Origin of the sequence: Methylobacterium sp. WL103 (assembly GCF_008039885.1) — a bacterium.
Classification (GTDB): Bacteria; Pseudomonadota; Alphaproteobacteria; order Rhizobiales; family Beijerinckiaceae; genus Methylobacterium; species Methylobacterium cerastii.
Window position 1 is genome coordinate 1 of record NZ_VRUX01000075.1, and the last position, 12,503, is coordinate 12,503.

Annotated in this window: 9 protein-coding genes; 7 read left to right on the forward strand and 2 right to left on the reverse strand. The window is 70.4% G+C overall.

All coding sequences use genetic code 11. The features are described from left to right. On the reverse strand, positions 1 to 185 hold a 185-nt coding region (locus FV222_RS29410), incomplete at its 3' end, for a hypothetical protein (RefSeq protein WP_187277252.1). 395 nt (positions 186 to 580) lie between these two features. Here FV222_RS29410 and ileS point away from each other — a divergent pair. The 7 genes from ileS to FV222_RS07505 all read left to right on the forward strand — a co-directional run bounded on the left by ileS (position 581) and on the right by FV222_RS07505 (position 9,830). Continuing rightward, on the forward strand, positions 581 to 3,556 hold the full coding sequence (ileS, locus tag FV222_RS07475; protein ID WP_147813697.1) for an isoleucine--tRNA ligase: 2,976 nt from the start codon (positions 581 to 583) through the stop codon (positions 3,554 to 3,556). Positions 3,557 to 3,626: 70 nt separating this feature from the next. After that, positions 3,627 to 4,127, forward strand: coding sequence for a signal peptidase II (gene lspA, locus FV222_RS07480; RefSeq protein WP_147813699.1), 501 nt, complete (start codon positions 3,627 to 3,629; stop codon positions 4,125 to 4,127). Positions 4,128 to 4,335: 208 nt separating this feature from the next. Further along, positions 4,336 to 4,956: a hypothetical protein gene (locus FV222_RS07485; protein WP_306422416.1), complete on the forward strand. Its 621-nt coding sequence runs from the start codon at positions 4,336 to 4,338 to the stop codon at positions 4,954 to 4,956. 154 nt (positions 4,957 to 5,110) lie between these two features. Further along, entirely contained in the window at positions 5,111 to 6,511 is a 1,401-nt protein-coding gene (locus FV222_RS07490; RefSeq protein ID WP_147761551.1) for a pitrilysin family protein, read from the forward strand. A gap of 73 nt (positions 6,512 to 6,584) precedes the next feature. Then, on the forward strand, positions 6,585 to 7,883 hold the full coding sequence (locus tag FV222_RS07495) for a pitrilysin family protein (RefSeq protein WP_147813701.1): 1,299 nt from the start codon (positions 6,585 to 6,587) through the stop codon (positions 7,881 to 7,883). 103 nt (positions 7,884 to 7,986) lie between these two features. Then, positions 7,987 to 8,919 (forward strand): ring-cleaving dioxygenase, encoded by a 933-nt coding sequence (locus FV222_RS07500; RefSeq protein WP_147761552.1) that lies wholly within the window; start codon positions 7,987 to 7,989, stop codon positions 8,917 to 8,919. Positions 8,920 to 9,056: 137 nt separating this feature from the next. Further along, positions 9,057 to 9,830: a ferredoxin--NADP reductase gene (locus FV222_RS07505; RefSeq protein ID WP_147751804.1), complete on the forward strand. Its 774-nt coding sequence runs from the start codon at positions 9,057 to 9,059 to the stop codon at positions 9,828 to 9,830. 97 nt (positions 9,831 to 9,927) lie between these two features. Here FV222_RS07505 and FV222_RS07510 read toward each other — a convergent pair. After that, positions 9,928 to 12,503: response regulator (locus tag FV222_RS07510; RefSeq protein WP_147813703.1), on the reverse strand; the 2,576-nt coding region annotated here is incomplete at its 5' end.

A 12,503-nucleotide genomic window follows, 5' to 3' on the forward strand; every position in this document is an offset into this window, starting at 1 on the left:
GGGCTGTCGGCGGGGCTGTCGGAACGGTCAACGGCGCGCTCGGGATCGATCCCGGCCGCCGCGCCTACCGCACCGACCTGCGCTCGCGCCGCGCCGTCCGGCATCACCGCCGCCACCGCCGCTGAAACGAGCGCGACGGCGCAGGCGGTGAGGGCGAGCGTGGCGGCGATCAGGAGATGTTTCATGGCGTTACGTCCCATCCTGTTGTGCTCCGCGGCTCGGACCTGCGCCCGCCGGCGCGGACCGATCGCGTGGTCAGGCAACGAACCAGCCGCGATTTGGTGGCAGCATCCCGCAAGGCGTCCCGACGGCGTGGTGAATGCGCAGCCCCGTTCGGACCGCGCGCATCCGCTGGCCTCCGCTCGCGCCCGCTGCTAGAACGCGGCCATGCGCTGCGTCCACGCCCCACACGTCCGTCGAATTATGGGCCCGGCCGCCGCGTGAGGTCCGCGCCCGCGCGGCTGCGCGGAGGCCGGGATCGTCACGGGAGCCGCCGCTTCCATCGCCCCTCGCGCCGTGACATGCGCCGGCCTTCGCAAAGCCCGCACGCGCGCCGCCCGTTTCCAGGACGCCCGACCCCATGACCGACGAGACCCAAGCCGAAGCCCCGGCCGGCCGCGACTATTCCAAGACCCTCTACCTTCCGCAGACCGACTTCCCGATGCGGGCCGGCCTGCCGACGCGCGAGCCGCTGCTGCTGGAGCGCTGGAGCGCCACCGACCTCTACGGGCAGCTACGTGCCAACGCCGCCGGACGCCCGAAATTCGTGCTGCACGACGGGCCGCCCTACGCCAACGGCAACATCCACATCGGCACGGCGCTCAACAAGATCCTCAAGGACGTGATCGTCCGCTCCATGGGCGGACTCGGCTTCGACGCGAACTACGTGCCGGGCTGGGACTGCCACGGCCTGCCGATCGAGTGGAAGATCGAGGAGCAGTATCGCGCCAAGGGCCGCAACAAGGACGACGTGCCGGTCATCGAGTTCCGCCAGGAATGCCGGACCTTCGCCGGCCACTGGCTCGACGTGCAGCGAGCGGAGTTCAAGCGCCTCGGCGTCACCGGCGACTGGGACCATCCCTACGCCACCATGGCCTACCCGGCCGAAGCCGCCATCGCCGCCGAGCTCATCAAGTTCTCGACGAGCGGCCAGCTCTATCGCGGCTCCAAGCCGGTGATGTGGTCGGTGGTCGAGAAGACCGCGCTCGCCGAGGCCGAGGTCGAGTACGAGGACCACGTCAGCGACACCATCTTCGCCGCCTTCCCGATGCGCGCCGGCGCGGCAGCAGACCTCGGCGACGCCCGCGTCGTCATCTGGACGACGACGCCCTGGACCATGCCCGGCAACCGCGCCGTCGCCTACTCCAAACGTGTCGCCTACGGCCTCTACCGGGTGACAGAGGCCGCGGAGGACAACTGGGCCAAGGTCGGCCAGACCTACCTGCTGGCGGACGGCCTCGCCGCAGGCGTCTTCGAGTCTGCGCGCGTCGCGGCGCATGAGCGCCTGCGCGACGTGACCCCGGCCGAACTCGCCGACCTCACCCTGTCCCATCCGCTCGCCGGCCGCGGCTACGACTTCGCCGTGCCGATGCTCGACGGCGACCACGTCACCGACGAGGCCGGCACCGGCTTCGTCCACACCGCGCCGGGCCACGGCCGCGAGGATTTCGAGGTCTGGATGGCCAACGGCCGCGCGCTCGCCGAGCGCGGCATCGAGACCCGCATCCCCTACACCGTCGACGCCGACGGCGCGCTCACGAAGGACGCGCCCGGCTTCGAGGGACGGCGCGTCCTCACCGACAAGGGCGAGAAGGGCGACGCCAACAAGGCCGTGATGGCCGCTTTGCAGGAGGCCGGGACGCTGGTGGCGTCGGGGCGGCTCAAGCACAGCTACCCGCATTCCTGGCGCTCCAAGAAGCCGGTGATCTTCCGCAACACGCCGCAATGGTTCATCGCCATGGACAAGGCGGTGGACTCGCTCGGCGAACGCACCCTGCGCGAGGTCGCCCTGCAGGCGATCGAGGACACCCAGTGGGTGCCGCCCCAGGGCAAGAACCGCATCAACGGCATGGTCGGCAACCGGCCCGACTGGGTCGTGTCGCGCCAACGCGCCTGGGGCGTGCCGATCACGGTGTTCGTCAAGAAGGGCACCGGCGAGGTGCTGCGCGACGACCGCGTGAACGCCCGCATCGTCGCCGCCTTCGCGACTGAGGGCGCCGACGCCTGGTTCACCGACGCCGACGGCGCGCGCTTCCTCGCCCCCGACCACGACCCGGCAGCCTACGAGAAGGTCACCGACGTCCTCGACGTGTGGTTCGATTCCGGCTCGACGCACGCCTTCGTCCTCGACGACCCGGCGGCGTTCCCCGGCCTCGCCAACGTCGTGCGCCGCCGCGACGGCGGGCGGGACACGGTGATGTACCTCGAAGGGTCGGACCAGCACCGCGGCTGGTTCCAGTCGTCGCTGCTCGAATCCGCCGGCACGCGGGGCCGCGCGCCCTACGACACGGTGCTCACCCACGGCTTCGTCCTCGACGCCAAGGGGCTGAAGATGTCGAAGTCGAAGGGCAACGTCGTCGCGCCCCAGAGCATCATCAAGGATTCGGGGGCCGACATCCTGCGCCTGTGGGTCGCCGCCTCCGACTGCACCGACGACCTGCGCATCGGCCCGGAGATCATCAAGACCTTCGCCGAGACCTACCGCAAGCTGCGCAACTCGCTCCGCTGGATGCTCGGCTCGCTCGCTCACCGCGTGGCGGGCGACGACGTGCCGTTCGCAGAGATGCCGGAACTCGAGCGCTTCGTGCTCCACCGTCTGCTCGAGCTCGACGGCGAGATCCGCGAGGCCTACCGCACCTTCGACACCAAGCGCGTGGTCGCGCTGCTGAACGGCTTCATGACCGGCGACCTGTCGTCGTTCTACTTCGACGTGCGCAAGGACGCGCTGTATTGCGACCCGGCCTCCTCGGTCACCCGCCGGGCCGCGCTGCAGGTGATCGACGAGGCGTTCCGCCGGGTCGTGATCTGGCTCGCGCCCGTGCTCGCCTTCACCGCCGAGGAGGCCTGGCTCGACCGGTTCCCGTCGGAGGCCGGCTCGGTCCACCTGCAGACCCTGCCGGAGACGCCGGCCTCCTGGCGCGACGACGCCCTCGCCGCGCGTTGGCAGAAGATCCGGCGGGTTCGCCGGGTCGTGACCGGCGCTTTGGAGATCGAGCGCGCGGCCAAGCGCATCGGCGCGAGCCTGGAGGCGGCGCCCACCGTCTCGATCGCCGACCCGGACTTGCTGACGGCCCTCGACGGCGTCGACTTCGCCGACGTCTGCATCACCTCCGCGATCCGGATCGAGGCCGGGGAGGGCCCCGCCGACGCGTTCCGCCTCGACGACGTCAAGGGCGTCGCCGTGGTCCCGGTGCGCGCCGAGGGCCGCAAGTGCGCCCGCTCCTGGCGCGTCACGCCGGAGGTCGGCAGCGACCCGGACTACCCGGACGTCACACCCCGCGACGCCCTGGCGCTTCGGGAATGGGATGCGGCCCATCCGGCAGCGAGCGCGGCGTGAGCGGGACGCGACCGCTTCGTTCCTCTTCCCTCCGTCGGGGAAGGGGAGAGGCTGCGGCGGGAGGCGCACGATGAAGCCCGTTCATCTCGGCCTCTTCGCCCTCGTCGCGACCCTGGTCCTCGACCAGCTCTCGAAGCTGTCGCTCTACTTCGGCACCGATCTGGTGCTGACCCAGCCCTGGCGCCTCGGGCCCTATGCCGAGTTCGTCGTCGTTTGGAACAGGGGTGTCTCCTACGGCCTGTTCCAGCAGGAGCGCGGCGTCGGCCGGTGGTTGCTGGTGGCGTTGTCGCTCGCCGCCGCCGTGGGCTTGAGCGTGTGGATGACCCGTACGGGGTCGCGCCTGCTGGCGACGGCGCTCGGCCTGATCGCCGGCGGCGCGCTTGGCAACGCGGTCGACCGGGCCGCCTACGGCGCGGTGTTCGATTTCGTGCACCTGCATGCCGGCGCGTGGTCCTGGTACGTGTTCAACGTCGCCGACGCGGCGATCGTCGCGGGCGTCGTCGGGTTGATCCTCGACAGCGTGCTGCCGGAACGGCGCGACGGCCAGTCCAGCGAGTCCCCGCCGGCGTGACCGGGGCGGTGACGGCGGTGGATGCAGGTCGCTTATGGCTGGCCCCGAGCGGTCAAGGCGCCATACGATCGCCGGAAACCGGCTTCAGACCCGAAGCGCCGGATCAGGCCGTCATCCGTGCGGCCGCTTCGATGAACCCCGGAACGGGGATCGGGCGTCGGTGGGCAAGTTGCGGGGCATCATGATCGGGTACCGGGAGCTCATTCTCATGGCGGCGGCGATCGTCCTGCCGTCCGCGGTCCAGGCGCAGGAGCGGGGCGAGCTGCTGCGCAACACGCTGAGCGGCATCGGCCTCCTCGAGAAGCCGCAGGCGCCGATCGAATATCGCGAGCGCGCACCCCTGGTGATGCCGCCCCGCCTCGACGGAAAGGCCCTGCCGGCACCGCGCGCCGGCGCATCCTCGTCGCAATGGCCGAAGGAGCCCGAGGTGGTCGAGCGCGAGCGCGCCGCCGCCGAGCGCCGCGTGCCGAAGGGCAACCAGGCGCAGGGGCGCTACGAGGACAACAACGCGACGCTCTCGGTCGACGAGATGCGTTCCGGCCGCCGCGCCGACGCCAACGTGACCCGCGAGATCGAGCGCAAGCCCGGAGACAACACCCGGGAGGATTCCTGGGTCAACCCGCTCGACCTGATCCGCGGGATCGGCAACGAGAAGACCGAGCCGTCGGCGGTCGAGCCATCGCGCGACGTGCTCACCGATCCGCCCAAAGGCTACCGCCAGCCGCCCAAGAAGATCGTTCGCAACACCACCGACCCGATCAACAACGCCAGCCGCGAGCGCGAAGAATCCGATCCCGGCGCCTACCTGCGCGAGCAGCGTGCGCGCTGAGGCGCGGATGTGACACACGGTCGGTCGCCGTTCGGCACGGGACCGGCGCCGGCGCTTCCGGTACGGGAATTGCCGATCGAGACGATGCCGGCGCGCTGCCCCGCATCGAACCAGAAACGGACGGTCCCTTAAGGGCCGCACGAGGGAAGACGGTATGCATCTGTTCAGGAAGGCGACGCCCACCCTGTTCCCGGCCGGCGGCCGCTTCGCCAGCGCGGGGCGCGTCGAGGCGGCGCCGTTCGGGCGCTCCGAGGCCGGTGGGCCGGAGGTGTCGTCCTTCACCCTCGACAACGGGCTCGACGTGGTGGTGGTGCCGGATCACCGCGCGCCCGTCGTGACTCACATGATCTGGTACCGCAACGGTTCGGCCGACGACCCGCTCGGCCGGTCCGGCATCGCCCACTTCCTCGAGCACCTGATGTTCAAGGGCACCGAGAAGCACCCGGTCGGCGCCTTCTCGAAGGCCGTCTCCGGTCTCGGCGGGCAGGAGAACGCCTTCACCTCCTACGACTACACCGCCTACTTCCAGCGCGTCGCCCGCGACAACCTCGACACCATGATGGCGTTCGAGGCCGACCGCATGACCGGCCTCGTCCTCGACGACGCGGTGGTCGCGCCCGAGCGCGACGTGGTGCTGGAGGAGCGCCGCATGCGGGTCGAGACCGATCCCTCCGCCCAGCTCTCCGAGGCGATGGCGGCCTCGCTCTTCGTGCACCACCCCTACGGCATCCCGATCATCGGCTGGATGCACGAGATCGAGGAGCTGAACCGCAACCACGCCCTCGACTACTACAAGCGCTTCTACACGCCCGAGAATGCGATCCTCGTGGTCGCCGGCGACGTGACGCCCGACGAGGTCCGGCGCCTGGCCGAGGCGACCTACGGGCGCGTCGCACCGCAGGGCGCCCGCCCGGTGCGGGTCCGCCCGCGGGAGCCCGAGCCGAAGGCGCTGCGCCGTCTCGCGGTGGCCGACCCGAAGGTCGAGCAGCCGACCTTGCAGCGTCTCTACCTCACGCCGTCCTGCATCACCGCCCGCGACGGAGGCTGTCACGACCTCGAACTGCTCGCCGAAGTGCTCGGCGGCGGCTCGACCTCCTACCTCTACCGAAAGCTCGTCATGGAGAGCGGCCTCGCGGTGAACGCGGGCGCCTGGTACATGGGCTCGGCGATCGACGACACCCGCTTCTCGGTCTACGCGATCCCAGCCGAGGGCGTCAGCCTGGAGAAGCTCGAGGCCGAGGTCGACCGCGTGCTCCGGCGCGCACCTTCCGAGGCGCTGAACGCCGAGGCGATCGAGCGGGCCAAGACCCGGCTGGTCGCCGAGACGGTTTACTCCTCCGATAGCCAGTCGTCGCTCGCGCGCATCTACGGCTCGGCGCTCGCCATCGGCGAGACCATCGAGGAGGTGCGCCGCTGGCCCGCCGACATCGAGGGCGTGACCCGCGAGCGTCTGGCGACGGCGAGCGAGCGCTGGCTGACGCCGTCCCGCTCGGTCACCGGCTACCTCGTCAAGGCGAGCGACCCGGACGCGCCCATGGTGATCGCCGCGGAATAGCGCCTTCGGCCTGCGGCGCCCGGCGCCGCACCCAGAGGCCGCATCCAAGAGAACGAGAACAACGAGGTCGTCCATGAACTTCGCCGACACCGACCTGGCCGAGACGCCGGTCCGCACCAAGGCGAGCCCGGCCAAGGCGCTACCGATCCAGACCGCCGCCGGGATCGAGGCGTGGCACGTCGATTCGCCGGTGGTGCCGATGATCGCGCTCGCCTTCACCTTCGAGGGCGGGGCGGCGCAGGACCCGGAGGGCAAGTCGGGCTGCGCCCAGATGTTGGCGCGCCTCCTCGACGAGGGTGCCGGCGACCTCGGCTCCGACGCCTTCCAGGAACGGCTCGCGGCACGCGCGATCGAGCTCTCGTTCCATGCCGGCCCCGACGCGATCGGCGGCTCGTTGAAGATGCTCGTCAAGCACGCCGACGAGGCGATCGACCTCCTGGCCCTGGCGCTCGCCAAGCCCCGCTTCGACGCCGACGCGATCGAGCGGGTCCGCGGCCAGGTGATCGCCGGCCTGCGCTACCAGCAGAACGACCCGGGCGTGATGGCCTCGCGCCGCTTCTTCGCCGAGGCCTTCGCCGGGCACGCCTACGGCCGGCCCTCGTCGGGCACGATCGAGGCGGTGTCGGCGATCACCCGCGACGACCTCGTGGCGATGCACGCCCAGCTCCTCGGCCGCGGCGCGGTGAAGATCGCCGCCGTCGGCGCGATCGGCGCCGAGCAGCTCGCCAAGAGCCTCGACCGCGCCTTCGGGGCGCTGCCGGAGGCCGGCGGCCTGCGCGCGATCGAGCGGACCACGGTGGGCGACCTCGGCAAGCGCGTGGTCGTCGACCTCGATGTGCCGCAATCGGTGATCCGCTTCGGCATGGCCGGCGTCGCCTGGCGCGACCCCGACTTCATCCCAGCCTACGTTCTCAACCACATCCTGGGCGGCGGCGCCTTCACCTCGCGGCTGTTCCAGGAAGTGCGCGAGAAGCGCGGCCTCGCCTACTCGGTCGGGACCTCGCTGGTCAGCCACCGCTCGGCGGCGATGACCTGGGGCTACACCGCGACCAAGAACGAGCGCGTGGGCGAAGCGGTGTCGGTCATCAGCGACGAGATCAACCGCCTGATCGCCGACGGACCGGACGACGAGGAGCTGCAGAAGGCCAAGGACTACCTCACCGGCTCCTACGCGCTGGGCTTCGACACCTCGACCAAGATCGCCCACCAGCTGGTGCAGATCGCGTTCGAAGGCCTCGGCATGGACTACATCGAGCGCCGCAACGCGCTGGTCTCGTCGGTCACGCAGGAGGACATCCGCCGGGCCGGCGCGCGGACCTTCGCCGACGGCCGGATGCTGGTCGTCGCCGCCGGGCGGCCGATCGGCCTCTAGAATCGACCCCATGATCCCTGGATCATGGGGAACGTCCCATCCTTTTGTCGGGCCGCTTTTTTCGCCGAACCGGCAACCCCTACGACGGAAAACGCCCTCGCCGATGCAGCTCACCGGGATCCACCACCTGACCGCGATCACCGCGCGGGCTGCGGACAACCACGCCTTCTACACCCGCGTGCTCGGGCTGCGGCTGGTGAAGAAGACGGTGAACCAGGACGACGTCTCGGCCTACCACCTGTTCTACGCCGACGGGTTGGCCTCGCCCGGCACCGACGTCACCTTCTTCGACTGGCCGGCGCCACCTGAGCGGCGCGGGACGAACAGCATCACCCGCACGCACCTGCGCGTGGCGGGGCCGGCGGCGATCGAGGCTTGGCGCGAGCGCTTGGCGCGGGAGCGCGTGACCCATTCCGCGCCGGTGGAGCGCGACGGTCGCCTGACCCTCGACTTCGAGGATTCGGAAGGCCAGCGCCTGAGCCTCGTCGACGACGGCGGCGCGGGCGACGCGCATCCGTGGGCCGGCAGCCCGGTGGCGCCCGATCATCAGATCCGCGGCCTCGGACCGATCCGGCTGTCGGTGGCGCAGCCGGAGCCAACCGGCCGCGTCCTCGTCGACGTGCTGGGCATGGTGCACGCCCGCAGCTTCGAGACGCCGGAAGGTTCCGTCCACGTCTTCACCATGGGGGAGGGCGGCCCGGCGGCAGAGGTGCAGCTTCTGGGCGACGCCTCCGCCCCTGCGCGGCAGGGAGCAGGCGCCGTCCACCATGTCGCCTTCCGTATCCCCGATGCGGATTACGCAGCCTGGGCCGACCGCCTGAACACGCGCCGGATGCCGTCGAGCGGCCCGGTCGACCGCTTCTACTTCCGAAGCCTGTACTTCCGCGAGCCGAACGGCATCCTGTTCGAGATCGCCACCGACGGTCCAGGCTTCACCGCAGACGAACCGCTCGACCGGCTCGGGCAGGGCTTGGCGCTGCCGCCGTTCCTCGAGCCGCGCCGGGCCGAGATCGAGGCCGGGTTGAAGCCGCTCTAGGCCGTATCGCCGCGGGTATTAAGAGCGATTCCAATCAGTTGCGGTTGCATGGCTGTGTGTCGTCGGCGCGTCTTGACCTGCGTTCCGCACCTGCGAAAAGACCGCCAACCCCATCGGGATTCGGGACACCTCAGTCGATGAGCAAGTTCTACGAGGAGCGCGTTCTGTCGGTCCACCACTGGACCGACACGCTCTTCTCCTTCCGCACGACGCGCGATCCGGCCTTCCGCTTCCGGAACGGCGAGTTCACGATGATCGGCATCGAGGTCGAGGGGCGACCGCTCCTGCGCGCCTACAGCGTCGTCTCGGCCAACTACGAGGAGGAGCTGGAGTTCTTCTCGATCAAGGTCGAGGCCGGCCCGCTCACCTCGAAGCTGCAGCACCTCAAGGTCGGCGACCCGATCATCGTCGGCAAGAAGCCCACCGGCACGCTGGTGCTCGACAACCTGCTGCCGGGCAAGAACCTCTACCTCCTCGGCACCGGCACCGGGCTCGCGCCCTTCCTGTCGATCATCAAGGACCCGGAGACCTACGAGCGCTTCGAGAAGGTCGTCCTCGTCCACGGCTGCCGGCAGGTTCAGGAACTCGCCTACGGCGAGACCATCACCGAAAGCCTGCCGAAGCACGAGTTCCTCGGCGAGATGATCAGCGCACAGCTGATCTACTACCCGACCGTGACCCGCGAGCCGTTCCGCAACCGAGGCCGGATCACCGACCTGATGACCTCGGGCAAGCTGTTCGAGGATATCGACCTGCCGAACATGTCCGTCGAGAACGACCGCTTCATGCTGTGCGGCAGCCCCGACATGATCCGCGACACCCGCGAGCTGCTGACCAACGGCGGCTACGAAGAGGGCAACCACGGCGAAGCCGGCCATTACGTGATCGAGAAGGCCTTCGTCGAGAAATAGGTTTTCCCGACTTCCGAGCCTTGAGACGTACCCTCGAGCGCACGTGCTGAAGAAGTGTGGCCCCCTTTCCCGAACGGGAGAGGGGGCCGCGTCGTTTCTACGCCGGACCACCGACCAACCCGCGCACCTCCTGCGCAAGGTCCGACAGGCTCATCGAGCCCTTGCTGATCACACGGTCGGCCTGCCCCGCGAGGCGGCGACGATCCTCCGCGGTGATGTCCTTGGCGGTGAGCACCACCACGGGGATGTCGCGCCACTCCGCGCGGGTGCGCAGCGCCCGGAGGAAGCCGAAGCCGTCCATCTCCGGCATCATCAGGTCGAGAAGCACGAGAGCCGGCTTCTCCCGCGCCACCGCCTCCAGCGCGAGCTTGCCGTGCTCGGCCGAGCAGACCGGGAAACCCTCGCGCTCCAGGAAGGTCGTCACCCGCTCGCGGGCGTCGGGGTCGTCCTCGACCACGAGGATCGGCCCCTCGGCGTTGCCGGGACGGAACCGGTCGGTGACGGCCTTGAGGTGCCCCCACTCGATCGGCTTGTGCAGATAGTCGGTGGCGCCGAGGGAGAAGGCGAGGTTCTGCTCGTCGAGCACCGTCACCATGACGATCGGCGTCGCACCCAGCTCCGGGTCGGCTCGGAGCGCGCGCAGCACCGACCAGCCGTCCATCCGCGGCATGGTCACGTCCAGGAGGATCGCGCGCGGGCGTAGCGCCCGCGCCCGCTCCAGCCCCTGGCGTCCGTCCTCGGCGGTGGAGACGGCGAATCCCTCCTTCTCGAGGAAGCGGGCGAGCAGGTCGCGCGTCGCCGGGTCGTCGTCGATGACGAGGATACGGTTTCCGACCGCCCCGTCCTCGCCCTGCGCGGGGGCGGCATCGGGGCCGGCGAACTGCGCCGGCAGCGTCAGGGTGAAGGTGCTGCCCGCGCCTTCGACGCTCGCGACCTCGACGGTGCCGCCCAGAAGTCCGGCGAAGGCGCGGGTGATCGAGAGCCCGAGCCCGGTTCCGCCGAAGCGCCGGGTGGTGGAGGCGTCGGCCTGGGTGAAGCGCTCGAACAGCCGGCCGACCTGCTCTTCGTTCATGCCGATGCCGGTGTCGCTCACCGCGAAGCGCAGGACCGCGTCGGCGTCGCGCGTGACGGTGAGGCCGACGCGGCCGTTCTCGGTGAACTTCGCCGCGTTGCTCAGAAGGTTGATCAGGCACTGGCGCAGCTTGGTCACGTCGGTATGCGCCGTGCCGACGTCGTCGGCGATCGTCAGGTCGAGGGCGTTGCCCTTCTTGGCGACCAAACCCTCGACGGTGGCGGCGACCTCGGCCACCACGTCGGCGACGGAGAAGTCCTCGGCGTAGATCTCGACCCGCTCGGCCTCGATCTTCGACAGATCGAGCACGTCGTTGATCAACCCGAGGAGGTGGCGGGCGTTGGACTCGATCTTCTTCATGTCGGCGATCAGCGCCGGCTCGCCGAGGTCTTCCAGCTCCTCCTGCAGCATCTCGGAATAGCCGATCACCGCCGAGAGCGGGGTGCGCAGCTCGTGGCTCATGTTGGCCAGGAACTGGCTCTTGGCGCGGTTGGCGTCTTCGGCGGCCTGACGCGCCGCCTCGACCGCGGCTTCGGCCGCCTTGCGCTCGCTGATGTCGGTGTGGGTGCCGACCCATTCGCGCAGGCTGCCGTCCTCGGCGAGGATCGGCACGGCGCGTACCGCCATGTGCCGGAATTCGCCGTCGGCCCGGCGCAGGCGGTGCTCGGTCTCGTAGGGTTGCAGCGTCGAGACTGCCGCCTGCCAGGCCTTTGCGGTGTGCGCGCGGTCCTCGACGTGGATCACGTCGAGGAAGCCCTCGCCGGCATAGGCCGCGTCGTCCTGGCCGGTGAAGCGCGTCCAAGACGCCTGGCGCGGATGCAGGCTGCCCTCCGCGGTCGCAGTCCAGACGATCGACGCGCTCGCCTCGATGAGAGAGCGGAAGCGCTCCTCGCTGCGGCGCATGCGCTCCTCGACGATCCAGCGCAGGGTCTCGTCGAGGACGACGATGCCGACGCCCTCGATCGCCGGCTCTCGGTCCGACGAGGTGCCGCGCAACGGGTAGAAGCTCATCGAGAACCGGCGCACGCCGCCGGGGGCCGAAGGCGTCGGCACCGCCACGGGAACGTCCGGCGTCACCAGCCCCTCGTTGAGGGCGGCGGCGAGCTTCGGGCCGAGGGCGTCCGCGAGGTTGGGCAGCATCGCCCAGATCGGCGCGCCGAGGTCGGCGCCGAAGCCGCGCTCGCTCATCACCGCGAGCGCCCGGTTCATGTGGCGGATCTTGAGGTCGCGGTCGAGGAAGCCGAGGCCGACCGGGGCGTTCGCGAGGACGCCGTCGAGGAGCCCGGACATCCGCATCGCCTCGCGCCGGCGAACGAGTGCGAGGCGAGCGAGGAGGACGATCGCGACGACGGCACAGATCGCCGCCAGCACCGACAGCAGCAGGGAGCGGGCGACGTCCCGGCTGCGGTCGGCCTCCAGCCGTTCCGCGGTCGCCGCCTGCAGCCCTGCGGTCTCGGAGCGGATCGCATCCATCAGCTGCTTGCCGACGCCGGTTCGGACGATCTCCGTCGCCGCGTCGAAGCTCACGTCCCGGCGGGCGGCGACGACGCGGGCCGCGAAGTCGCGCTTGTCCGCGATCAGGGCGGCGAGCGAGGCGCCGC

Excerpts from the sequence above, each read along its gene's own strand:
- ileS (WP_147813697.1), top strand. The coding sequence starts at position 581 with ATGACCGACGAGACCCAAGCCGAAGCCCCGGCCGGCCGCGACTATTCC.
- lspA (WP_147813699.1), top strand. The coding sequence starts at position 3,627 with ATGAAGCCCGTTCATCTCGGCCTCTTCGCCCTCGTCGCGACCCTGGTC.
- FV222_RS07485 (WP_306422416.1), top strand. The coding sequence starts at position 4,336 with ATGGCGGCGGCGATCGTCCTGCCGTCCGCGGTCCAGGCGCAGGAGCGG.
- FV222_RS07490 (WP_147761551.1), top strand. The coding sequence starts at position 5,111 with ATGCATCTGTTCAGGAAGGCGACGCCCACCCTGTTCCCGGCCGGCGGC.
- FV222_RS07495 (WP_147813701.1), top strand. The coding sequence starts at position 6,585 with ATGAACTTCGCCGACACCGACCTGGCCGAGACGCCGGTCCGCACCAAG.
- FV222_RS07500 (WP_147761552.1), top strand. The coding sequence starts at position 7,987 with ATGCAGCTCACCGGGATCCACCACCTGACCGCGATCACCGCGCGGGCT.
- FV222_RS07505 (WP_147751804.1), top strand. The coding sequence starts at position 9,057 with ATGAGCAAGTTCTACGAGGAGCGCGTTCTGTCGGTCCACCACTGGACC.